The sequence below is a fragment of the Streptomyces sp. NPDC026246 genome (genome assembly GCF_055567995.1).
The window spans coordinates 474,477-495,581 of record NZ_JBVHPJ010000002.1; the positions used below are offsets into that span (position 1 = coordinate 474,477).

16 protein-coding genes and 1 pseudogene are annotated in these 21,105 nt (G+C 72.1%); 12 read left to right on the forward strand and 5 right to left on the reverse strand.

Annotated features, from left to right (window positions below; translation table 11 throughout):
- Window positions 1–71: 71 nt before the first annotated feature.
- Window positions 72–653 carry a biotin transporter BioY gene (locus tag ACZ4M5_RS06240; protein WP_398110324.1) on the reverse strand — a complete coding sequence of 194 codons (582 nt, stop codon included), beginning with the start codon at window positions 651–653 and terminating at the stop codon, window positions 72–74.
- A gap of 466 nt (window positions 654–1,119) precedes the next feature.
- On the opposite strand from ACZ4M5_RS06240, the gene ACZ4M5_RS06245 reads away from it, so the two are divergent.
- The 8 genes from ACZ4M5_RS06245 to ACZ4M5_RS06280 all read left to right on the forward strand — a co-directional run bounded on the left by ACZ4M5_RS06245 (window position 1,120) and on the right by ACZ4M5_RS06280 (window position 9,715).
- A complete protein-coding gene (locus ACZ4M5_RS06245; protein ID WP_467733605.1) occupies window positions 1,120–2,319 on the forward strand; it encodes an ROK family protein in 1,200 nt (399 codons plus the stop codon).
- 229 nt (window positions 2,320–2,548) lie between these two features.
- Complete coding sequence (locus ACZ4M5_RS06250) at window positions 2,549–3,607, forward strand: ABC transporter substrate-binding protein (RefSeq protein WP_467733607.1); 1,059 nt, start codon at window positions 2,549–2,551, stop codon at window positions 3,605–3,607.
- A 5-nt stretch (window positions 3,608–3,612) separates the two neighbouring features.
- Window positions 3,613–4,467 carry an ABC transporter permease gene (locus ACZ4M5_RS06255; protein ID WP_467733609.1) on the forward strand — a complete coding sequence of 285 codons (855 nt, stop codon included), beginning with the start codon at window positions 3,613–3,615 and terminating at the stop codon, window positions 4,465–4,467.
- Window positions 4,443–5,177, forward strand: coding sequence for an ABC transporter ATP-binding protein (locus ACZ4M5_RS06260; protein WP_467733611.1), 735 nt, complete (start codon window positions 4,443–4,445; stop codon window positions 5,175–5,177). Before ACZ4M5_RS06255 ends, ACZ4M5_RS06260 begins: the two co-directional genes overlap by 25 nt.
- Window positions 5,174–6,514 (forward strand): LLM class flavin-dependent oxidoreductase, encoded by a 1,341-nt coding sequence (locus ACZ4M5_RS06265; RefSeq protein ID WP_467733613.1) that lies wholly within the window; start codon window positions 5,174–5,176, stop codon window positions 6,512–6,514. Before ACZ4M5_RS06260 ends, ACZ4M5_RS06265 begins: the two co-directional genes overlap by 4 nt.
- A 21-nt stretch (window positions 6,515–6,535) precedes the next feature.
- Window positions 6,536–7,429, forward strand: a complete 894-nt coding sequence (locus ACZ4M5_RS06270; protein ID WP_467733615.1) for a TauD/TfdA dioxygenase family protein — start codon at window positions 6,536–6,538, stop codon at window positions 7,427–7,429.
- A 121-nt stretch (window positions 7,430–7,550) separates the two neighbouring features.
- Window positions 7,551–8,933 carry an amino acid permease gene (locus tag ACZ4M5_RS06275; protein WP_467733617.1) on the forward strand — a complete coding sequence of 461 codons (1,383 nt, stop codon included), beginning with the start codon at window positions 7,551–7,553 and terminating at the stop codon, window positions 8,931–8,933.
- Between the two features lie 134 nt (window positions 8,934–9,067).
- Window positions 9,068–9,715 carry a superoxide dismutase gene (locus ACZ4M5_RS06280; protein ID WP_467733619.1) on the forward strand — a complete coding sequence of 216 codons (648 nt, stop codon included), beginning with the start codon at window positions 9,068–9,070 and terminating at the stop codon, window positions 9,713–9,715.
- Between the two features lie 113 nt (window positions 9,716–9,828).
- Here ACZ4M5_RS06280 and ACZ4M5_RS06285 read toward each other — a convergent pair.
- Window positions 9,829–9,999: pseudogene (locus ACZ4M5_RS06285) on the reverse strand (histidine phosphatase family protein); the annotation flags it as partial.
- Between the two features lie 126 nt (window positions 10,000–10,125).
- Here ACZ4M5_RS06285 and ACZ4M5_RS06290 point away from each other — a divergent pair.
- A complete protein-coding gene (locus ACZ4M5_RS06290) occupies window positions 10,126–10,359 on the forward strand; it encodes a hypothetical protein (RefSeq protein WP_467733621.1) in 234 nt (77 codons plus the stop codon).
- A 3-nt stretch (window positions 10,360–10,362) separates the two neighbouring features.
- Here the strand turns inward: ACZ4M5_RS06290 and ACZ4M5_RS06295 are convergent, their stop codons facing one another.
- Window positions 10,363–11,001: a mycothiol-dependent nitroreductase Rv2466c family protein gene (locus ACZ4M5_RS06295; protein ID WP_467733623.1), complete on the reverse strand. Its 639-nt coding sequence runs from the start codon at window positions 10,999–11,001 to the stop codon at window positions 10,363–10,365.
- 137 nt (window positions 11,002–11,138) lie between these two features.
- Between ACZ4M5_RS06295 and pepN the strand changes: the two genes are divergently transcribed.
- Window positions 11,139–13,715 carry an aminopeptidase N gene (gene pepN, locus ACZ4M5_RS06300; protein ID WP_467733625.1) on the forward strand — a complete coding sequence of 859 codons (2,577 nt, stop codon included), beginning with the start codon at window positions 11,139–11,141 and terminating at the stop codon, window positions 13,713–13,715.
- Window positions 13,716–13,911: 196 nt separating this feature from the next.
- A complete protein-coding gene (locus ACZ4M5_RS06305) occupies window positions 13,912–14,952 on the forward strand; it encodes a hypothetical protein (RefSeq protein WP_467733627.1) in 1,041 nt (346 codons plus the stop codon).
- 91 nt (window positions 14,953–15,043) lie between these two features.
- Here ACZ4M5_RS06305 and ACZ4M5_RS06310 read toward each other — a convergent pair whose 3' ends face one another.
- Both ACZ4M5_RS06310 and ACZ4M5_RS06315 read right to left on the reverse strand, forming a co-directional pair.
- Window positions 15,044–16,804, reverse strand: a complete 1,761-nt coding sequence (locus ACZ4M5_RS06310) for a TIGR03767 family metallophosphoesterase (RefSeq protein ID WP_467733629.1) — start codon at window positions 16,802–16,804, stop codon at window positions 15,044–15,046.
- Between the two features lie 248 nt (window positions 16,805–17,052).
- Window positions 17,053–17,532 (reverse strand): NUDIX hydrolase, encoded by a 480-nt coding sequence (locus ACZ4M5_RS06315; protein WP_467733631.1) that lies wholly within the window; start codon window positions 17,530–17,532, stop codon window positions 17,053–17,055.
- 229 nt (window positions 17,533–17,761) lie between these two features.
- Between ACZ4M5_RS06315 and ACZ4M5_RS06320 the strand changes: the two genes are divergently transcribed.
- Window positions 17,762–21,073: a S8 family serine peptidase gene (locus ACZ4M5_RS06320; protein WP_467733633.1), complete on the forward strand. Its 3,312-nt coding sequence runs from the start codon at window positions 17,762–17,764 to the stop codon at window positions 21,071–21,073.
- Window positions 21,074–21,105 lie beyond the last annotated feature (32 nt).

The following is a 21,105-nucleotide window of genomic DNA, read 5'->3' on the forward strand; positions in this document are numbered from 1 at the left end:
CCGAGCGCGGCGCCGAGCACGGCAGAGGCCCGCCGGGGACTCCCGGCGGGCCTCTGCGGCGTCCTGCGCGGTCAGCGCCTGCCGGCGAACTTCCACGCCGTGGGCAGCGCGCCCATCGCCAGCGCCGCCTTCAGCGCGTCGCCGATGAGGAACGGCGTCAGGCCGGCCGCGATGGCGGCGGTGGCGGACATGCCGGTCGACAGCGCGAGGTAGGGCACGCCGACGGCGTAGATGATCGCCTCGCCGACGAGCATCGTGCCCGCCATGCGCCACACCGAGCGGTCCGCGCCGCGGCGGGCCAGGGCGCCGACGACGGTCGCGGCGAGGATCATGCCGAGGATGTAACCGAAGGACGGGGCGACGCCGGACGTGCCACTCGCGAACCACGGCACCCCGGCGACGCCTGCCACCGCGTACAGCGCGAGGGCGAGCAGCCCGCGGCCGGCGCCGAGCGAGGTGCCGACGAGCAGGGCGGCGAAGGTCTGGCCCGTCACCGGCACCGGGGAGCCGGGCACGGGCACCGACAGCTGGGCGGCGAGGCCGGTGAGCGCGGCGCCGCCGAGCACGAGGGCCGCGTCCCGGACACGGGAGGCAGGGAGCAGGTCGGCGAGGACCTGTCCGGTGCTGGCGGGTGTGGCGGCGGCGGTGCTCATGGGGACTCCGCGGGGTGAGGGCCGGTGGGACACCGTGACGCTATCCCAGTGCCCTCGCGCCGATCACCGTCAGCGCTCGACAAAGGCATGAGGCGGCCCTTGGTCGGCTCCGGACAAAGGATGCCGCCTCCCGCGGGTGTGGCGTGACGCCGGTCACTGAGTTGAGGTGGCCCGCAGCACGCCGGCCGCCGAAGAGGCCGCTGTAGGTTTCCACCAAAGACCGCGGCGTCCTCGCGGGTGCTGTCCGGCCGTGTCTCGCCCGTCGGGCACGCCCTGTCCGCCGCGGGGGCGTTTTGCTAGCGTCTCGCCCATGGTTGCCCAGGCCCGGTACTTCTCGCAGCGTCGCTACGTCGACCTGCGCCGCCAGGGCACGGCCACCTGTCGCCGCCCGGTGTGAGGCGGGGCGGCACGGTTCCGGCCCGCCGATCCAGACGGCACAGTGTCGGACCGGCCCCAGGAAGTTCCCATGCCCCGTACCGCGGCTCCCCTTCTGACGTCCCCCATCCCCCGAGTCGCCGACAGCGACCGGCGCCGCACCAGCGCCAGCGTCGTCCTGCGGTCCGTGCTGGAGCACGGCCCCGTCGCGCGCAGCACCATCGCCCGGCTGACCGGGCTGTCGCCGGCGTCGGTGACCGACTACTGCGCCCGGCTGGCCGAGGCGGGGCTCGTCCGCGAGTCCGCGGTGCCGCTGCGGTCCAAGGGGGTGGGGCGGCCGCACCTGCCGGTCGACCTGGACGGCTCCCGGTTCGTGGTGGCCGGGGTGCACGTGGCGGTGCCCCACACCACCGTCGCGCTGCTCGATCTGCGCGGGCGGGTCCTGGCCCGGCGCGAGCTGAAGCACGAGGGGGCCGGTCCCGCGCGGGTGCTGGCCCGGGCCGCCGACGCGCTGGCGGCACTGTTCGCCGGGGCCCGGGACAGCAGGCCGCTGGGCGTCGGGTTCGCTGCGGGCGGCTGGGTGGACCGGGACTCGGGCACCGTTGTGGAGCATCCCCTGCTGGGCTGGCGCGAGGTGCCGGTGCGTGACCTGCTGGGCGCGCACACGGGCCTGCCGGTCCATGTGGACGGGCACGCCCGGTCGTTGCTCAACGCGGAGCGGCTGTTCGGCCCGGCGCGGGGCAGCCGGAGCGTGCTGCACCTGTTCGCGGGCAACATGGTCGACGCGGCGTTCGCGACCAACGACGAGGTGCACCACGGGCCGCGCTCCGCGGCCGGGGCCATCGCCCATCTGCCGGTGCCGGGCGGCTCGGAGCTCTGCGACTGCGGCCGGACCGGTTGCCTCCAGGCCGAGTTGAGCGAGCGGACCCTGTGCCGGCGGGCCCGGGAGGCAGGTGTCCTCGTCGGGGTGAACCCGATGCGCGTGGTCGGCGCGGCCGCGGCCGGTGACGCCGTGGCGGCGGGGCTGCTGCGGGAGCGGTCGCGCCGGGTGGGGCGTGCGGTGGCGCTGTTGCTCGACGTGCTCAACCCGGAGCGGGTGGTGGTGACGGAGATCGGCGCCATGCACCGTGCGGACTGCCTCGCCGCGCTGCGCGAGGAAGTGGGGCCCGAGCGCGCGGACACCGTCACGCCGATCGCCTTCACGGATTCCGTGCCGGCCGTCGCGGGCGGTTCGGTGGCGCTCGACGTTCTCTACCGGGATCCGCTGGGCGCGTCACCTGAGGCTATTTAATTCAGAAACTCGGAATGTTGACAGGCCGGGCCGCTGACCAGGAACATCCTGTTCATGAGCCCGCTCACGAGCTGTCGCACCCTCTGTTGCTGACCCGTTGACGCGCCCCCGGCGCCCCTTCGCGGAGCGCCTTCTCCTTCCTTTGTGACATTCCCGTGAATTCCCGGCCGGTTTTTCCCGGCCCGGAATTCCGCGTGCGGTGCCGCCTTCATACCCAGGGAGCCCTCCCATGCCCTCGCCCCCCGTTTCCGGTGTCGACCGGCGTCTGTTCCTGACCTCGCTGCTCGGCGTGACGGCCGCCGCGGCCGGGCTCAGCGGCTGCGCGGACAGCAGTGCCGCGGCCGGCGAGCCGGCCTCCGACGCCCCGCTGGCCAGGAAGGTCCCGGCGGGTACCGGCCTGAAGATCGCGTCGTACCAGAACGCGCAGGAACTCCAGCTGAAGCTGGCCGGGTTGGACGACCTGCCGTTCAAGGTGACGAACTGGCTGAACATCGGCGCCGGCCCCGATGTCATCAACGCCTTCCGCGCCAAGTCCCTGGACGTCGCCAACAACGCGGGCATCCCGCCGATCCAGGCGCACTACCAGGGCTTCGACGCGAAGATCGTCGCGATCAACATCACCCGCAAGCCCAACTACCTGTTCGCCACCAAACCCGGCAGCGACATCCGCGAGGTGGCGGACTTCCGGGGCAGGCGGCTCGCCTTCTCGCAGGGCCAGGCCCAGGGCGTCGTCCTGCTGCGGGCCCTGAAGAAGGCGGGGCTGGCGTACGACGACGTGGATCTGGTGCCGCTGACCAGCAACCAGTTCCTCACCGCCCTGCAGTCCGGGCAGGTGGACGTCGCGCCGCTGGCCAACACCCAGGCGCCGGCGTACCTGACGCAGTACAGGTCGGCCCGCACCATCACCACCGACGTGGTGGACCTGCTCAGTCTGCTGTGGGCGCCGGTGGCGGTGCTGAACGACCGGGCGAAGGCCGCCGCGGTCGCCGCCTACATCCCGCACTGGGCGAAGAGCCAGGTGTGGACCTACGAGCACCCCGACGAGTGGAACGAGCGGTTCTACGTCGGCACCCAGAACCTGACCCTCGCCCAGGCGAAGGCGGTGACCGAGCTGGCCAACAAGCCGCTGTTCCCGCCGCGCTGGGACGAGGCGATCCGCTGGGAGCAGGAGACCGCGGACCTGCTGGCCGAGGGCGGTTTCGTGAAGAAGTTCGACGTGTCGGAGCTGTTCGACCACCGCTTCGAGTCCCTGGCGGCCGAGGCCGTGCCGGCGGAGTACCGGAGGTGACCGCGATGACCACGACGACGCACACGACCCCGGCCGCCGCCGCGCCGCTCGCGCCGGTGGAGGAGGCGCACCAGGTGCGCAGGCGCCGCCGGCTGGCCCCGGGCCGGCGGCTGCCCGCCGCCCGGCTGGCCGGACCGGCCGCCGTCCTCGCCCTGTGGACCGGCGCCTCGGCCGCCGGGCTGCTCGACACCGGGGCGATACCGGCGCCGTGGACGGTGCTGGAGACGGGCATCCGCCTGTGGACCGAGGGCACGCTGCCCGACGACATCCTGACCTCGCTGCGGCGGGCGGCCGGCGGCTTCGCGATCGGCCTGACCGTGGGGATCCTGCTGGCCCTGGCGTCGGGGCTGACCCGGACCGGCGAGGCGCTGATCGACGGGACCGTGAACCTCAACCGGGCCATCCCCACCCTGGGGCTGATCCCGCTGTTCATCCTGTGGCTGGGCATCGGCGAGACCTTCAAGATCGCCATCATCGCGATCGTCGTCTACATCCCCCTCTACCTCAACACGCACGCGGCGCTGTCCGGCATCGACAGCCGCTTCGTCGAACTGGCCGAGGTGCAGGGGCTGTCGAAGTACCGCTTCATCCGGCAGGTGGTGATCCCCGGGGCGCTGCCCGGCTTCTTCGTCGGGCTGCGGCTCGGCGTGACCGGTTCCTGGCTGGGCCTGGTGGTCCTGGAGCAGATCAACGCCACCAGCGGGCTCGGTTACCTGATGTTCCAGGCGCAGAACTACGGCCAGACGGACGTGATCCTCGTCGGCCTGGTCGTCTACGGCGTCTTCGGCCTGATCTCCGACAGCGCGGTCCGCATCATCGAACGGAGGGTGCTGTCATGGCGCCGCACACTGAGCAGCTGACCCGCCCGGCCGTGCAACTGCGCGGTCTGACCCGGTCTTTCGAGGGGCGCACCGTCCTCGACGGCATCGACCTGGACCTGCCCGCCGGGCAGCTCACGGCCCTGCTCGGGCACAGCGGCTCGGGCAAGAGCACGCTGCTGCGGGCCATCGCCGGGCTCGACCACGGCGTCGCCGGCTCCGGGCAGCTGACCGCGCCCGAGCGGGTGTCGGTCGTCTTCCAGGACTCCCGGCTGCTGCCCTGGCGACGGGTCCTCGACAACGTGCTGCTCGGCGCGGAGGGCAGGGACGCCGGCCGCCGCGGCCGGGCCGCCCTGGAGGAAGTCGGTCTGAAGGGCCGCGAGCGGGCCTGGCCGGGCGAGCTGTCGGGCGGTGAGGCCCAGCGCGCCGCCCTGGCCCGCTCCCTGGTGCGGGAGCCGGAACTGCTGCTGGCGGACGAGCCGTTCGGCGCGCTGGACGCGCTGACCCGGATCCGGATGCACGGCCTGCTGCGGGAGCTGTGGGAGCGCCACCGGCCCTCGGTGCTGCTGGTCACCCACGACGTGGACGAGGCGATCGTGCTGGCCGACCGGGTGCTCGTCCTGGAGAAGGGCCGCATCGGCCTGGACCTGACCATCGACCGCCCGCACCCGCGGTCGTACCGCGACCCCCTGCTCGGCGAGTACCGGGAGCGGCTGCTGGCCGCGCTCGGTGTCACGGAGGACCACCGATGACCGGCGCACAGCTGCACCTGAACGCGTTCCTGATGAACACCGGCCACCACGAGGCGTCGTGGCGGCTGCCGGAGAGCGACCCGTACGCGAGCGTCGACCTGGCCCACTACGTGCGGCTCGCGCGGATCGCCGAACGGGGCACCTTCGACTCGCTGTTCCTCGCCGACGGCCCGCAATTGTGGAGCAGTGTGGGACAGCGGCCCGCGGGAGCGCTGGAGCCGATCACGCTGCTGACCGCGCTGGCGACGGCCACCGAGCACATCGGCCTGATCGCCACGGCGTCCACCTCGTACAACGAGCCCTACAACCTGGCCCGCGCGTTCGCCTCCCTCGACCACATCAGCGGCGGCCGGGCGGGCTGGAACATCGTCACCACCGCCGGTGCGGAGGCGGCCCGCAACTTCGGTCTGGACGCCGAGCCGGCGCACGCCGAGCGGTACGCGCGGGCCGCCGAGTTCCTCGACGTGGCGCTGAAGCTGTGGGACAGCTGGGAGGACGACACGGTCGTCGCCGACAAGGCGGCGGGCGTGTGGGGTGACGACGCGAAGATCCATCCGCCCCGCCACCAGGGGCGCTTCTTCAGCGTCGAGGGGGCGCTCAACGTGCCCCGCTCGCCGCAGGGTTACCCGCTGCTGGTGCAGGCCGGCTCCTCCGAGGACGGCAAGCGGTTCGCGGCCCGCCACGCGGAGGCGGTGTTCACCGCGCAGCAGACGATCGAGGACGCGCGGGCCTTCTACGCCGACCTCAAGGCCCGGACCGTCGCGGCCGGCCGGGACGCCGGGCACGTCAAGGTGCTGCCGGGCATCGTCCCGGTGATCGGTTCCACCGAGGCCGAGGCCCGGGCGCACGAGCAGGTCCTGGAGGACCACATCGTGCACACCCACGGCGTGCGCCATCTGGAGCGGCTGCTGCGCCTGGACCCGGACACCCTCGACCTGGACGGCCCGCTGCCGGCCGACCTGCCGCCGGAGAGCGCCATCGAGGGCGCCAGGAGCCGCTACACGCTCGTGGTCGAACTGGCCCGGCGCGACCGGCTCACCGTGCGGCAGCTGATCGGCCGGCTCGGCGGCGGCCGCGGGCACCTCACGTTCGCGGGGACCCCCGAGCAGGTCGCCGACACCATCGAGCTGTGGTTCACCTCGGGCGCGGCCGACGGTTTCAACATCATGCCCGCGGTGCTGCCGTCCGGCCTGGAGGCGTTCGTCGACCACGTCGTCCCCCTGCTGCGCGGCCGGGGGCTGCTGCGCACCGAGTACGGCGCCCGCACCACCCTGCGGGGGCGCTACGGCCTGCCGCGCCCCGCCAACCAGCACGTCCTCTCCCCCGCCCTCGTCTGACCCACCCGGAAGGAATCCGCCATGAGCATCGAGATCCACAAGGTCACCGCGCACATCGGCGCCCGTGTCGAGGGCGTCGACCTCACCCGGCCCCTCGACCAGGACACGTCCACCGCCCTGCGTGAGGCGCTCAACGCGCACAAGGCCCTCGTCTTCGACGCGGAGGGGCTGGACGACGCGGGCCAGCAGGCCTTCGTGCGGCACTTCGGGGACATCACCACCGCCCATCCGACGGTGGCCGCGGTCGACGGCGCCCCGCACGTGCTGCCGGTCGACAGCGAGGGCGGCCGGGCGGCCAACCACTGGCACACCGACGTGACCTTCGTCCTCAACCCGCCGCAGGCCACCAGCCTGCGCAGCATCACCGTGCCGCCCTACGGCGGCGAGACGCTCATCGCCAGCTCGGCCGCCGCCTACCGCAACCTGCCCGACTCCCTGCGGCGCCTGGCGGACACGCTGTGGGCCGAGCACACCAACGACTACGACTACGCCGTACCGGAGGAGGACCTCGACGACGAGCAGGCGGCCCGGCGTGCCGAGTTCACCTCGATCACGTACCGCACGGTCCACCCCGTGGTCCGGGTCCACCCGCTGACCGGGGAGCGGGGCCTGTTCATCGGCGGCTTCGCCCAGCGGATCGTGGGCCTGTCGGCGGGCGAGTCCCGCAAGGTCCTGGACCTGCTCCAGGCGTACGTGACCCGGCCGGAGAACGTGCTGCGCCACCGCTGGTCGCCGAACCAGCTCGTGCTGTTCGACAACCGCATCACCCAGCACTACGCCGTCGACAACTACGACGGCCTGCCGCGCCGGCTGCACCGCGTCACGGTCGCCGGGGACGTCCCGGTGGGTGTGGAGGGCAAGGAGAGCTACGCGATCGAGGGCGACGCCTCGCATTACACCCCGGTCGCCGCCTGACCACGCGGAGCGACCGGCTCGTCCACATGGTGGGATGCCTCTTCGCGTGGGCGGGGAGGCATCCGAGACTGGCGGCGTTTTTGCCCTCGCACGCCCCTCACGCATTGGACGAGCCGCGCCCATGCCCAGCAGCACCACTCAGGAGACGCCGACCGGCACGGACGGCGTCTCCCTCTCCCACGGCCTGAAACAGCGCCACCTGTCGATGATCGCCCTCGGCGGTGTGATCGGCGCCGGTCTGTTCGTCGGCTCCGGTGCCGGCATCGCCGCCGCCGGACCGTCGATCGTCGTCGCCTACGCCCTCTCCGGTCTCCTCGTCATGCTGGTGATGCGGATGCTGGGCGAGATGTCGGCCGCCTATCCCTCCTCGGGCTCGTTCTCGGCGCACGCCGAGCGGGCCATCGGCCCCTGGGCCGGATTCACCGCCGGCTGGTCGTTCTGGGTGCTGCTGTGCACGGCGGTCGGCCTGGAGGGCATCGGCGCCGCGAAGATCGTCAGCGGCTGGCTGCCGGGCACCCCGGAGTGGCTGTGGGTGGCCCTGTTCATGGTCGTCTTCTGCGGCACGAACCTCGCGGCCGTGAAGAACTTCGGCGAGTTCGAGTTCTGGTTCGCGGCCCTGAAGGTCGCCGCGATCAGCCTGTTCCTGGTGCTCGGCGTGCTGGCGATCCTGGGCGTCCTGCCGGGCACCGACTCGCCCGGCGCGGGCAACCTCACCGACTTCCTGCCCAACGGCGGCGAGGGCCTGGTCATCGGCCTGCTCGCGTCGGTCTTCGCCTACGGCGGCCTGGAGACGGTCACCATCGCGGCGGCCGAGTCGGAGAACCCCGTCCAGGGCGTGGCGCGCGCGGTCCGCACCGCGATGTGGCGCATCGCGCTGTTCTACATCGGCTCCATGGCGGTCATCGTCACGCTCGTGCCGTGGGACTCGAAGGAGGTCGTCGAGAAGGGCCCGTACGTCGCCGCCCTCGACGAACTGGGCATCCCCGGCGCCGGCCAGCTGATGAACGTGGTCGTGCTCGTGGCGCTGCTGTCCGCGATGAACGCCAACATCTACGGCGCCTCGCGCATCGCCTACTCGCTCGTGGAACGCGGCCAGGGCCCCAAGGGTCTGGGCCGGGTCTCGGGCGGCGTGCCGCGCATCGCGGTGCTGGCGTCGTCGGTCTTCGGCTTCCTGTGCGTGCTGCTGAGCTACTGGCGGCCCGACGACGTGTTCGCGTGGCTGCTGAACATGATCGGCGCGGTGATCCTGGCCGTGTGGATCTTCATCGCCGTCTCGCAGCTGCGGCTGCGCCGCCGGCTGGAGCGGGAGGCGCCCGAGCGGCTGGCCGTGCGGATGTGGGCGTTCCCGTATCTGACCTGGGTGGCCCTGGCGGGGATGGCGGCCGTGTTCGTCCTGATGGCCCGCGAGCCGGACACCCGCGTCCAGCTGTACTCGACGGGCGGCATGATCCTGGTCCTCGCGGCCGTCGGCTACGCCTGGCAGCGGGCCCGCGCCAAGCGCTAGGACTCCCGCGACGAGAAGGCCCCCGCGACACCGCGGGGGCCTTTTCGCATGCCCGCGCCACAGACCCGGCCTGTTGCTGCTAGCGTGCAGTTGCAAGTACTTTGCAATAACAGGTCCGGAGGGGATCCCCGCCCATGCCCGTGTACACGCTGCCCGAGCTCCCGTACGACTACTCGGCCCTCGCTCCGGTGATCAGCCCCGAGATCATCGAGCTGCACCACGACAAGCACCACGCGGCCTATGTGAAGGGCGCCAACGACACCCTGGAGCAGCTCGCCGAGGCGCGCGACAAGGAGACCTGGGGCTCGATCAACAGGCTGGAGAAGAACCTGGCCTTCCATCTGTCGGGGCACATCCTGCACAGCATCTACTGGCAGAACATGACCGGCCCGAAGGACGGCGGCGGCGAGCCGCTGGCTCAGGACGGCGTGGGCGAACTCGCCGACGCCATCACCGAGTCCTTCGGCTCCTTCGCCGGCTTCAAGGCCCAGCTGACCAAGGCAGCCGCCACCACCCAGGGCTCCGGCTGGGGCGTGCTCGCCCACGAACCGCTCAGCGGCCGGCTGGTCGTCGAGCAGGTCTACGACCACCAGGGCAACGTCGGCCAGGGCTCGACCCCGATCCTGGTCTTCGACGCCTGGGAGCACGCCTTCTACCTGCAGTACAAGAACCAGAAGGTCGATTTCATCGAGGCCATGTGGGCCGTCGTCAACTGGCAGGACGTGGCCCGGCGTTACAAGGCCGCCACGTCCCGGGCGGACGTGCTGCTGCTGACCCCCTGAGGGCCGCCGAGCGTCCTGCCTCGTGATCGTCTTCTCACCCTTCACGTACGGCAGGCGGAAAGAAGGAGAACCCCCGCGAGGACGTGACTCGCGGGGGTTCTCCCGTGCCGCTACAGCGGGGAGGCCCAGACGGCGTCGACGGGGTGGGCGGCGGCCCACCGGCCCAGGGCCTCGGCCTGGGCGCGGCCGGTGTCGGTGAGGTCGATGTCGCTGACGCCGGCGTAGCGGTTCTCGGCGTGCCGGACGGTCTGCCCGTGGCGCACCAGCAGGAGGGTCGTACTCATGAGGCGGAAGTATCCCGGATGGGACGATTTCGGGGACGCGTCGGCGCAGTACGCGCTGTACTGGCGCAGGGGGCCGGCACGTCGTGCCGGTTTCCCGGACCTGGCGGTGACGGCGAGGAGGGGTTGATGGGGACGCGCGTGCTGGACTGCCCGAACTGCGGCGGGATGCAGGTCTTCCGGGTGCTCGACCGGGAGGAGAGGGAAGCGGTCCGGGCGGAGATGAAGGATCCCCGCTACTACGTGGACAACCTCTGGCGCTGCACGGTCCAGGGCTGCCGGACGTACTACCCGCAGTTCCACAAGGCCGGCCACGGGCTCCTTCCCGAGCGGTTCGGCGAGGAGCCCGCGGCCGGAGGGTGAGCCTCAGAGGTTGGAGAAGTCCGGGCCCTTGGTGCGGGTGCGCTTGATCTCGTAGAAGCCGGGGACCGAGGCCACGGCGAGGGTGCCGTCCCAGAGGCGGGCGGCCTCCTCGCCCTGGGGCGCCGGGGTGACGACCGGGCCGAAGAAGGCGATCTGCTCGCCGTCGGCACCCGGCACGGCGATGACGGGCGTGCCGACGTCCTGGCCGACCTTGTCGATGCCCTCCTTGTGAGAGGCGCGCAGCTCGGCCTCGTACGGGGTGGAGTCCCAGTGCTCCAGGAGGGCCTCGGGCAGGCCCACGTCCTTCAGGGCCGCCGCGACGGTCTCCTTGCCGGGGCCTTCGCCCTGGTTGTGGATGCGGGTGCCGAGGGCGGTGTAGAAGTCACCGAGGACCTCGGGGCCGTGCTCCTGCTGCGCCGCGATGACGACCCGGACGGGGCCCCACGCCTTGTTCTCCAGCATGTCGCGGTATTCCTCGGGCAGCTCGTCCAGCTTGTCCTCGTTGAGGACGGCGAGGCTCATGACGTGCCAGCGGACCTCGATGTCCCTGACCTTCTCCACCTCCAGCACCCAGCGGGAGGTCATCCACGCCCAGGGGCACAGCGGATCGAACCAGAAGTCGACGGGCGTCTTGTCCGACATGTCTCTCCTCAGCAGGAAACCGTTTCTCCGGGAACGCCGCCGTGCGCCCGCCCCATTCCCGGCTGCCCGGCGTCAGGGGCACATGGCAGGATCGGTGCTGTTCAGCCGTACCCCACGACACCTGAGGAGTGCCGCCCGTGCCCGGTGAGAATCTGTCCCGCGACGAGGCCCGCGAGCGGGCCGCCCTGCTGAGCGTCGACGGGTACGAGGTGTCCCTCGACCTGCGGTCCGCGGTCGGCGAGGTCACGGGAGACGGGCCCCGCACCTTCCGTTCCGTGACCACGATCCGCTTCCGCTGCAACGAACCCGGGGCGAGCAGCTTCGCCGATCTGATCGCGCCCGGTGTGACGGCCGTCTCACTCAACGGCCGTGATCTGGACCCGGGTGAGGTCTTCGACGGTTCCCGGATCGCCCTGGAGGACCTGGCCGCGGACAACGAGCTGGTGGTCGACGCGCAGTGCGCGTACTCCCGCACCGGCGAGGGCCTGCACCGCTTCGTCGACCCGGAGGACGGCGAGGTGTACCTGTACACGCAGTACGAGCCGGCCGACGCGCGCCGGGTCTTCGCCAACTTCGAGCAGCCCGACCTCAAGGCCCCCTACCGCTTCGAGGTGCGCGCGCCGCAGGGCTGGACGGTGTGGAGCAACGGCGCGGGCGAACAGGCCGACGGGGTGTGGCGGTTCGCCGAGACCAAGCCGATCTCGACGTACATCACCTGTGTGGTGGCCGGTCCGTACCACTACGTGACGGACTCCTACTCCCGTACGTTCGCCGACGGCACGACCCTGGAGATCCCGCTCGGCGCCCTGTGCCGCAAGGGTCTCGCGCCGCACTTCGACGCCGACGACGTCTTCCTGGTCACCAAGCAGGGCCTGGACTTCTTCCACGACCACTTCGACTACCCCTACCCGTTCGGCAAGTACGACCAGGCGTTCGTGCCGGAGTACAACCTGGGCGCGATGGAGAACCCCGGGCTGGTGACGTTCCGGGAGGAGTTCATCTTCCGCGGGAAGGTCACGCAGACGTCCTACGAGGCCCGCGCCAACGTCGTCCTGCACGAGATGGCGCACATGTGGTTCGGCGACCTGGTCACCATGGAGTGGTGGGACGACCTGTGGCTGAAGGAGTCCTTCGCCGACTTCATGGGCTCGTTCTCGCTGGTCGGGGCGACCCGCTTCCAGGACGGCTGGATCACCTTCGCCAACCGGCGCAAGGCGTGGGCCTACCGCGCCGACCAGCTGCCCTCCACGCACCCCGTCACCGCGGACATCCGTGACCTGCAGGACGCCAAGCTGAACTTCGACGGCATCACGTACGCCAAGGGCGCCTCCGTGCTGAAGCAGCTCGTGACGTACGTCGGCGAGGAGGCGTTCCTGGAGGGCGCCCGGCGCTACTTCAAGCGGCACGCGTACGGCAACACGCGGCTGGGCGACCTGCTGTCGGCGCTGGAGGAGACCAGCGGCCGTGACATGAGCGCCTGGGCGCGGTCCTGGCTGCAGACGGCCGGGGTCAACGCGCTGACCCCGCAGGTGCTGCTGGGCGCGGACGGCCGCGTCGAGGAGCTGGCGGTGGTGCAGGAGGCGGCCGAGTCGCACCCGGAGCTGCGCCCGCACCGGGTCGCGGTGGGCCTGTACCGGGTGACGGACGGCGCGCTGGAGCGCTACGCGCGCGTGGAGACCGACGTCGAGGGCGCCCGCACGGTCGTGGCGGAGCTCGCCGGGAGCGAGGCGCCCGACCTGGTCCTGGTCAACGACGACGACCTGACGTACTGCAAGACCCGTTTCGACGCCACGTCCCTGGCGACCCTGCGCGAGCACCTGGGCGCGGTCACCGACCCGCTCGCCCGCGCCCTGTGCTGGTCGGCGCTGTGGAACATGACGCGGGACGCGCTGCTGCCCGCGCGTGACTTCCTCGACCTGGTGCTGCGGTTCGCGGGCCGCGAGTCCGGCATCGGCGTGCTGCAGATGCTGCACGCCTGGGCCGAGTCGGCGGTCACCCACTACACGGCGCCCGCCCGCCGCGAGACGGCCGCCCGGCTGCTCGCCGAGGGCGCGCGGCGCGAGCTGTACGCGGCGCGCGCCGGCAGCGAGCACCAGCTGGCCTGGGCGCGCTTCTTCGCCCGGACGGCCACCGCCGAGGCCGACTTCGCGCTGCTGGGCGAGCTGCTGTCGGGCACGAGCACGGTCGAGGGCCTGGAGGTGGACCAGGAGCTGCGGTGGGCGTTCCTGGAGCCACTGACCGCGCACGGGGCCGTGGACGAGGAGACGCTGGCGCGGGAACTGGCCCGGGACGACACGGCGTCCGGCAAGCGGCACCAGGTCCGCTGCCTGGCCGCCCGTCCGTCCGCGGCGGTCAAGGCACAGGCGTGGGCGCAGGTCGTGGAGTCGGACGCGCTGTCCAACGCCATGGTCGAGGCGACCATCGCGGGCTTCGCGCAGGACGCGCAGCGCGAGCTGATCGCCCCGTACGCGGACCTGTACTTCGCCGCGATCGAGCGGGTGTGGCAGGAGCGGTCGATCCAGATCGCGATGCACGTGGTGCAGGGCCTGTTCCCCTCGCTGCAGCAGTCCCGGGCGACGCTGGACGCCACCGACGCCTGGCTGGACTCCCACAAGGAGGCCGCCCCGGCGCTGCGCCGGCTGGTGCTGGAGTCCCGGGACGACCTGGCCCGCGCCCTGCGCGGCCAGGCGTGCGACGAGGCCGCTGACCAGTAGCTTTGGCCTGAGATCGGGGTGTTCCCCCGTCGTTACGAGATGAGTGCCCCGTACCCCGTAACCCCTGGTCCGTACCCGAACGGACCAGGGGCTTTCGGCAACCGAACATCCGTCCTTTAGTGCCGTGTTGTCCGCATTCTTCGACGGACGTGTAACAGCGGTTCAAAGCGGGTCCGGGCGCGGGAAATTGCGGGGCATGACGCACAACACCCCGCTCTCCCCCCGCCCCCTGCACGAGCTGTCCGGCCACGGCCGCCCCCGGGTGATGACGACGGCCCAGCTGCGTTCGCACGGCGTCTCCCAGGCCGGGACCAACGAGCAGTGCCGGCCCGGCGGCCCCTGGCAGCAGCTCCTGCCGGGTGTGGTCCTGCTCCACCCGGGCCCGCCGACCAGCGAGGAGCGGCTGCACGCCGTGCTCATGTACGCGGCACGGGAGCGCGGGACCGGCGTCCCGGCCCAGCCCGGCGCGGCCCGGGAGCACACCGCCGACTATCCCGAGGTGATGATCACCGGCCTGGCCGCACTGACCCTGCACGGCTTCGCGTCCACGCCCCCACTGCCGTCCCTGGACGCCTTCGACGTCCTGGTCCCCCGGATGCGGCGGCTGCGCTCGACGGGCTGCGCCCGCATCGTCCGCACGCCCGTCCTGCCCGCCGCCGACCGGGTGACGGGGCTGCCGGTGGCTCCCGTGCCCCGCGCCCTGGCCGACGCGGTGGCCGGGCTCGCCGACGCCGAGGTGGTGCGCCGGCTGCTGACGGAGGCCGTGCGCGGCGGCCACTGCGACGCCGCCTCGGTGGTGCGCGAGCTGACCGAGGCCCGGCTGCTGAGCCGTCCGCACGTGGTGGACGCCGTGGACTCGCTGCTCGCCGAGGGCCGGGCCCGCGCGGAGGGCCGCCTGTACCGCATGGTCGCCCGGTACGGTCTGCCCGACCCGGTGTGGAACGTCGACCTGCGGCTGCCCGGCGGCCCCTACCTCGGCGGTCTGGACGCGTACTGGCCCGAGCAGGCGGTGGCGGTCGAACTCGACACCCGCGCACCCCGCCAGGACGACGACGCCCTGTGGTCCGAGTACGCCCGCAAGCGCGAGCACCTGGAGCGCCTCGGCATCACGGTCGTCCACATCACGCCGCGGAAGCTGCGCGACAGCCCGGAGCAGCAGGCGACGGTCGTGCGCACCGCGCTGATGGCCGCGGGCGACCGCGATCCGGCCGCGTACGTCGTGGTGCTGCCCCGGTAGGGAGGGACCGGGACCACCCGCCAGGAGGGGAGAGGAGGGGCCACCGGCGCCGCGTGCCGGTGGCCCCTCCTCTCCCGTCCGCTCCCGGACGTCAGCCCTTCTTGAGGACGAGTTCGGTGTTGCGGTCCCCCGGGGCGCCGCCGAGGGTCGTGCTCGCCCCGGGGGCGTTGAGGGACAGTTCGCGGTACAGGGCGGCGAGGCCGGTCTGGGAGAGGTCGGAGAAGTCGGTGCGGTGCGGGGCGGCGGACTCCACCAGCGTGGTGAACAGGGAGAGGGTGCCGTCCTTGTTGTCGGCCAGTTCGACGATCCTGGCGAGCTGCGGATAGTCGACGTGGGAGGCGGTGGAGATCTCCCAGAAGGAGCGCCCGCCGGGCGCGGAGTGGGGCGTGACGACGTTCTTGTGGACGTGGCCGTTCACCCAGGCCAGCACGTTGCGGTGGCTGCCGAGCAGGGCCAGGACGGCTTGGCCGTCGTGCCGGCGTTCCTGGGGGCGGGCCGGGTCGGGGCGGGTGTTGGTCATGGAGGTGCTCGTGTGGTGGCTGAAGATCACCGCGTAGGAGTCCTTGTTCTCCCGCAGGGTCCGGTCGAGCCATCTCATCTGGGCCGAGCCGATGGAGCCCTCGTAGTGGCCGCCCGGGTCGGTGGTGTCCAGGCTGATGCCGACGACGTCGTCGGAGACGCGGAAGGCGTAGTACTGGGTGCCCGCGTCGAGGTTGGCCGCGGTGTAGCCGTGGCCGGCCGGGCCGGCGCCGCGGTGGGCCGGGTCGAGGTGGGCCCGGAGGTATTCGGCCGGGGTGAAGGGGGCGCGGCGCTCGTCCGGGGTGACCGGGCGCATGGACCGGGCGTGGGACGTGAGGAAGTCGCGGTAGAGCACGCCCTGCGGGTCGCGGGCCTTCTTGATGAGTTTCCTGAGCCGCTTGGCCTCCGCGGCCGGGACGTCCATCAGCTTCCTGCCGCCGACGGCCAGGTCCGTGAGGGAGGAGTCGCCGTGCGAGCCGTAGACGCCCATCGGCAGGAAGTCGTGGTTGCCGACGGTGGAGTACCAGGGCAGGTTCAGGCCGGGGCTGCGCACCTCGCGGGTCGCGGCCCGGAGGAAGCCGTCGAGCTGGGGGAAGCCGGCCCGTTTGTCGAGGTCGCGCAGCGGGGCGTCCGGCTGCCAGTACTGCGTGAGGCCGCTGTTCTGGACGCCCTCGTAGCGGCGCGGGTCACCGGTGTTGGGCGTGATGCGCCCGCCGCTCATGACCGTCAGGAACCACTCCAGCTCGGACTTGGCGTTGTTGTCCGTGTTGTCGCCGGTGGTCATGGCGAAGTGCAGCGGGGCGCCGGTGACGGGGGCGCCGCGCAGCGCGTTGATCCGCTCCACGAGCGCGATCGCGCCCTGCACGGTGAGCGCCTCGTGCGGCCGCCAGGCGTGCACGTCGGCCGCGCGCAGATACTCCAGGCGCAGGGGATGCTGCGCGTCGATGATGTGCAGGTCGGTGAGCTGCACGAAGGCGGCGAGCGCGGTGCGGCGCCCGGCGCGGCCGGCCTTGGGCGCGGCCAGTTCGGAGCGCACCACGCGCTGCCAGCCGGGTCCGTCGCCGAGGCGCCGGTAGCCGGAGCCGCCGCGCGGAGCGGCGACGCTCGCCAGGGTGGTGCCCCTGGTGTAGGGGGCGAGGGGGGCGGCGGGTGCCTGCCGGGAGGCCGCGGCCGCGGCGGCCTGCCCGCCCTCCCCGGCCGCGGCGGCCCGGCTCTCGCCGGTCCGCAGGGCGAGTCCGGCGCCCGCGGAGAGGGCGACCGCGCCGGTGGCGGCGAGGACGGAACGACGGTGGATGCCCGGGCCTGAGCCGGCGTCTGAGCGTGTGCGCGCCATGCGCTTGTCTCCCCGAGTGCGAACGCGTCGGCAGTGGTCGCGGGGCGTTCGTGACGCGAACACCCCGCTCGTACTGGATCGTTGGCACCGGGAATGACCTGTGTGTGAACGCGGCCGCAACGGGCGGCGCCGATCGCCGGACGTGGATCTCGGACCACCCGGGGTGTCGGCGACCGCTCCGGGTGCGGCCCGGAGGCGGTCACCCGGCGTTCATCTGCCGGGGTAACCGGGGTGCGGGGCGGGCCGGTTCAGCCCTCGGGGAGACGGGCCCCGCGCTCCTCGGTCAGATGCCCGGTCACCGGGCGCTCACGCCACAGCCGCAGCGCGGTGTCGACCATCGGCACCCGCACCAGGCCGGGCACGGCGTCCAGGTCGTGCCAGGCGGCCAGGTCGGTGGAGCCGTTCACCTCGTAGCGGAGCTCGCCGCCGGTGATACGGGCCTCGTAGACGCAGCGGACGGCGTGGTGGTCCAGGGAGCGCCCGCCGAAGCCCTCACGGAAGACGCGGTGGGAGGAGTCGACCCCGAGCAGGGCGGTGACCTCGACGCGGTAGCCGGTCTCCTCCTCGACCTCGCGCCGCACGGTGTCGTAGGGATCCTCGCCGTGCTCCATGCCGCCGCCGGGCACGACCCACTCGGGCGTGCCGTCCCGGGCGGGTGAGCGGGCGAGCAGGATCCGTCCGTCCCGGACACATATGGCGTAGGCCGCCACCCTCAACTTCTGGCGCACTCCGGGACGTTAACCGATTTCACCGCCTTAGGGACCGATAGCCGCAAAACGCATCGGGGGTTTTCCCCATACATCCATTTCGTTTCGGTCAACCCTCCCCAAAGAACATCCCCTTGCGTAAAGCTGTGCGATCGTCCGGGCTCGCCGTTCCGGACCGTCGCGACCAGGTCCGATCGGAGCCGATCGGTCCCGGCCGCTGCCGCTCGTTCCTTTACCTCAAGGGATGCCGATGACCTCCACCCCCCAGCACGACCCGATACCGGGCCGGAGACGCGTGGCGCGGATCGCCGTGGCCGCCGGCCTCGTCGCCGCGCTCACCGCGGCCGGGCCGATTCCGCTGGCCTTCTCCGCCGACGGCCCGGGCGCCTCGGCCCCGGCCGACGCCGACGTCAAGTCCGCGCACGACAAGCTCGGTTCGAACGACGCGGACCTGCTCGCGGAGGCCAAGGCCGACGGCGACAAGACCGTCACCCTGATGGTCGCCACCGCGCCCGGGAAGACCGAGCAGGTCGCCGGGCAGCTGGACGCGGTCAAGGGCGGCTCGGTGGGCCGGGCCGACGACAAGCTGGGCTACGTCCGCGCCACCGTCCCGACCTCCCGCGCGGACGCGGCCATCGCGGCCGCGGCCAAGCTCTCCTCGGTGCACGGCATCGACCTGCGCGAGGAGATCCCGCTCGACGACCCGACGCCCGGCGGCGACGCCGCCAAGGGCGCCCGGGCCGACAAGGGCACGTACCCGGCGCCGGACAGGAAGACCCCGGCCGAGAACCCGTACAACCCGTCCTTCGAGACGGGCGCGGTCGACTTCGTCGAGGACCACCCCAAGGCGGACGGCCGCGGCGTGACCATCGGCATCCTCGACTCCGGCGTGGACCTCGGCCACCCGGCGCTGCAGAAGACCACCACCGGTGAGCGCAAGATCGTCGACTGGGTGACGGCGACCGACCCGATCATCGACAACGACAACACCTGGCGCCCGATGGTCTCGGCCGTGTCCGGCCCGGCCTTCACGTACCAGGGCCAGTCCTGGAAGGCTCCGGCGGGCTCCTACGCCGTCAGCCTGTTCAAGGAGTCGTACACCACCGGCGGCGACGCGGCGGGCGACGCCAACCGCGACGGCGACACGACCGACGTCTGGGGCGTGCTCTACGACGCGAAGACGGGCACGGTCCGGGTCGACCTGAACAACAACAACGACTTCGGCGACGACGTCGCGATGAAGCCGTACAAGGACGGTCACCAGGTCGGGTACTTCGGCACCGACGACCCGAAGACCGACATCGCCGAGCGGCAGCCGTTCGTCGTGGAGATCCGCAAGGACGTCCCGATGGACCCGCTGGGCGGCTCCTGGGTCGGCAAGAAGTCCGACTTCGTCAACATCGGCGTCATCGAGTCCGAGCACGGCACGCACGTCGCCGGCATCACCGCCGCCAACGGCCTGTTCGGCGGGCGGATGGACGGTGCCGCGCCCGGCGCCAAGCTGGTCTCCTCCCGCGCCTGCACCTGGTCCGGCGGCTGCACCAACGTCGCACTGACCGAGGGCATGATCGACCTCGTCACCAAGCGCGGTGTCGACATCGTCAACATGTCCATCGGCGGCCTGCCGGCGCTGAACGACGGCAACAACGCGCGCGCCGAGCTGTACACGCGTCTCATCGACGAGTACGGCGTGCAGCTGGTGATCTCCGCGGGCAACTCCGGCCCCGGCGCCAACACCATCGGCGACCCGGCCCTGGCCGAGAAGGTCATCTCGGTCGGCGCGTCCGTCTCCAGGGAGACCTGGGCCGCCAACTACGGCTCCGTCGTGGAGAAGAAGTACGCGATGATGCCGTTCTCCTCGCGCGGCCCGCGTGAGGACGGCGGCTTCACCCCGACCCTGGTCGCCCCGGGTGCCGCGATCAACACCATCCAGACCTGGATGCCGGGCGCCCCGGTCGCCGAGGCGGGCTACTCCCTGCCCGCCGGCTACGGCATGCTGCAGGGCACCTCGATGGCCTCCCCGCAGGCCGCCGGTGCCTCGGCGCTGCTGATCTCGGCCGCCAAGCAGAAGAAGATCGACCTGACGCCGGCGACGCTGCGCACGGCCCTCACCTCCACCGCCGACCACATCAAGGGTGTGCAGGCGTACGAGGAGGGCGCGGGTCTGATGAACATCCCGGACGCCTGGGACGCCATCCGTGACGGCGCGCACTCGCACGCGTACACGGTCAAGGCGCCGGTCGACACCGCGATCGACCAGTTCCTGAAGACCCCGGGCTCCGGCACGGGCCTGTACGACCGTGAGGGCGGCCTGAAGGCCGGCCAGAAGAAGACGTACGAGGTCACCATCACCCGTACGTCCGGCGCCGACAAGGCGATCCGGCACGAGCTGCACTTCGAGAACAACGCGGGCGGCACGTTCCGCGTCGTCGGCTCCGACGAGGTGAAGCTGCCGCTGAACCAGCCGGTGACCGTGAAGGTCCAGGCCGCGCCGAAGTCCGCGGGCATCAAGAGCGCGATCCTCGAGGTCGACGACCCGCGCACCGAGGGCATCGACGAGCAGGTCCTGCACACGGTCGTGGTCTCCGCGCCGCTGAAGTACACCTTCTCCGCCAAGGACTCGGTGCAGCGCAACAGCTCGCAGCACTACTTCGTCACCGTCCCCGAGGGCGCCAAGAGCCTCGAGGTCGCGATGAGCGGGCTGAAGGACAAGAGCCAGACCCGGTTCATCTCCATCCACCCGTACGGCGTCCCGTCCGACCCGACGTCGACGATCAACTGCTACCCGAACTACTCGAACCCGGCCAACACCTGCCGCCCCGACGTGCGTGCGTACGCCGACCCGCAGCCGGGTGTCTGGGAGATCGAGGTCGAGTCGCGCCGGACGTCGCCGCTGCTGGACAACCCGTACCAGCTGGACGTCGCCGTCCTCGGCGCGGCCTTCGACCCGGAGACCGTGACCGTGCCCGAGGCGAAGGTCGGCACCCCGGCCACCGCCTCCTGGAAGGTGACCAACGGCTTCGCCCCGATCGAGGGCAAGCTGGTCGGCGGCCCGCTCGGCTCGGCGAAGACGGCCCGTCCGTCGATCAAGCAGGGCGAGACGCAGACCACCACGGTCGAGGTGCCCGCGGGCGCCAAGTCCCTGGACGTCGCCATCGGCCGTGTCTCGGACACCGCCGCCGACCTGGACCTCGCCGTGTACGACGCGGCCGGCAAGCAGGTCGGCAGCTCCGCCGACGGCGACTCGGAGGAGTCCGTCTCCGTGCCGTCCCCGGCCGCCGGGACGTACACCGTCGAGGTCGTCGGCTACTCGGTGCCCGCCGGCACCACGGAGTACGACTACCAGGACGTGTTCTTCTCCGCCTCGCTCGGCACCGTCACGGTCGACGGCTCGGCGCCGGTGAAGCTCGCCACGGGCGACTCGGCGACCGTCTCCGGCAGCGTCACCGCCGCGGCGGCCGCTCCCGAGGGACGTGAGTTCTTCGGCCAGGTCCAGCTGGTCAACGCGCGCGGCACCGTCGCGGGCCTGGGCAGCGTGAAGATCGAGAAGGTTCTGCCGTAACCCTGTACGGCGGGTGAGGGGCGGGCGTCCTG

What these genes read in the sequence shown, in the direction of transcription:
- ACZ4M5_RS06240 (WP_398110324.1), bottom strand. Translation starts at nt 653, where the DNA reads ATGAGCACCGCCGCCGCCACACCCGCCAGCACCGGACAGGTCCTCGCC.
- ACZ4M5_RS06245 (WP_467733605.1), top strand. Translation starts at nt 1,120, where the DNA reads ATGCCCCGTACCGCGGCTCCCCTTCTGACGTCCCCCATCCCCCGAGTC.
- ACZ4M5_RS06250 (WP_467733607.1), top strand. Translation starts at nt 2,549, where the DNA reads ATGCCCTCGCCCCCCGTTTCCGGTGTCGACCGGCGTCTGTTCCTGACC.
- ACZ4M5_RS06255 (WP_467733609.1), top strand. Translation starts at nt 3,613, where the DNA reads ATGACCACGACGACGCACACGACCCCGGCCGCCGCCGCGCCGCTCGCG.
- ACZ4M5_RS06260 (WP_467733611.1), top strand. Translation starts at nt 4,443, where the DNA reads ATGGCGCCGCACACTGAGCAGCTGACCCGCCCGGCCGTGCAACTGCGC.
- ACZ4M5_RS06265 (WP_467733613.1), top strand. Translation starts at nt 5,174, where the DNA reads ATGACCGGCGCACAGCTGCACCTGAACGCGTTCCTGATGAACACCGGC.
- ACZ4M5_RS06270 (WP_467733615.1), top strand. Translation starts at nt 6,536, where the DNA reads ATGAGCATCGAGATCCACAAGGTCACCGCGCACATCGGCGCCCGTGTC.
- ACZ4M5_RS06275 (WP_467733617.1), top strand. Translation starts at nt 7,551, where the DNA reads ATGCCCAGCAGCACCACTCAGGAGACGCCGACCGGCACGGACGGCGTC.
- ACZ4M5_RS06280 (WP_467733619.1), top strand. Translation starts at nt 9,068, where the DNA reads ATGCCCGTGTACACGCTGCCCGAGCTCCCGTACGACTACTCGGCCCTC.
- ACZ4M5_RS06290 (WP_467733621.1), top strand. Translation starts at nt 10,126, where the DNA reads ATGGGGACGCGCGTGCTGGACTGCCCGAACTGCGGCGGGATGCAGGTC.
- ACZ4M5_RS06295 (WP_467733623.1), bottom strand. Translation starts at nt 11,001, where the DNA reads ATGTCGGACAAGACGCCCGTCGACTTCTGGTTCGATCCGCTGTGCCCC.
- ACZ4M5_RS06305 (WP_467733627.1), top strand. Translation starts at nt 13,912, where the DNA reads ATGACGCACAACACCCCGCTCTCCCCCCGCCCCCTGCACGAGCTGTCC.
- ACZ4M5_RS06310 (WP_467733629.1), bottom strand. Translation starts at nt 16,804, where the DNA reads ATGGCGCGCACACGCTCAGACGCCGGCTCAGGCCCGGGCATCCACCGT.
- ACZ4M5_RS06320 (WP_467733633.1), top strand. Translation starts at nt 17,762, where the DNA reads ATGACCTCCACCCCCCAGCACGACCCGATACCGGGCCGGAGACGCGTG.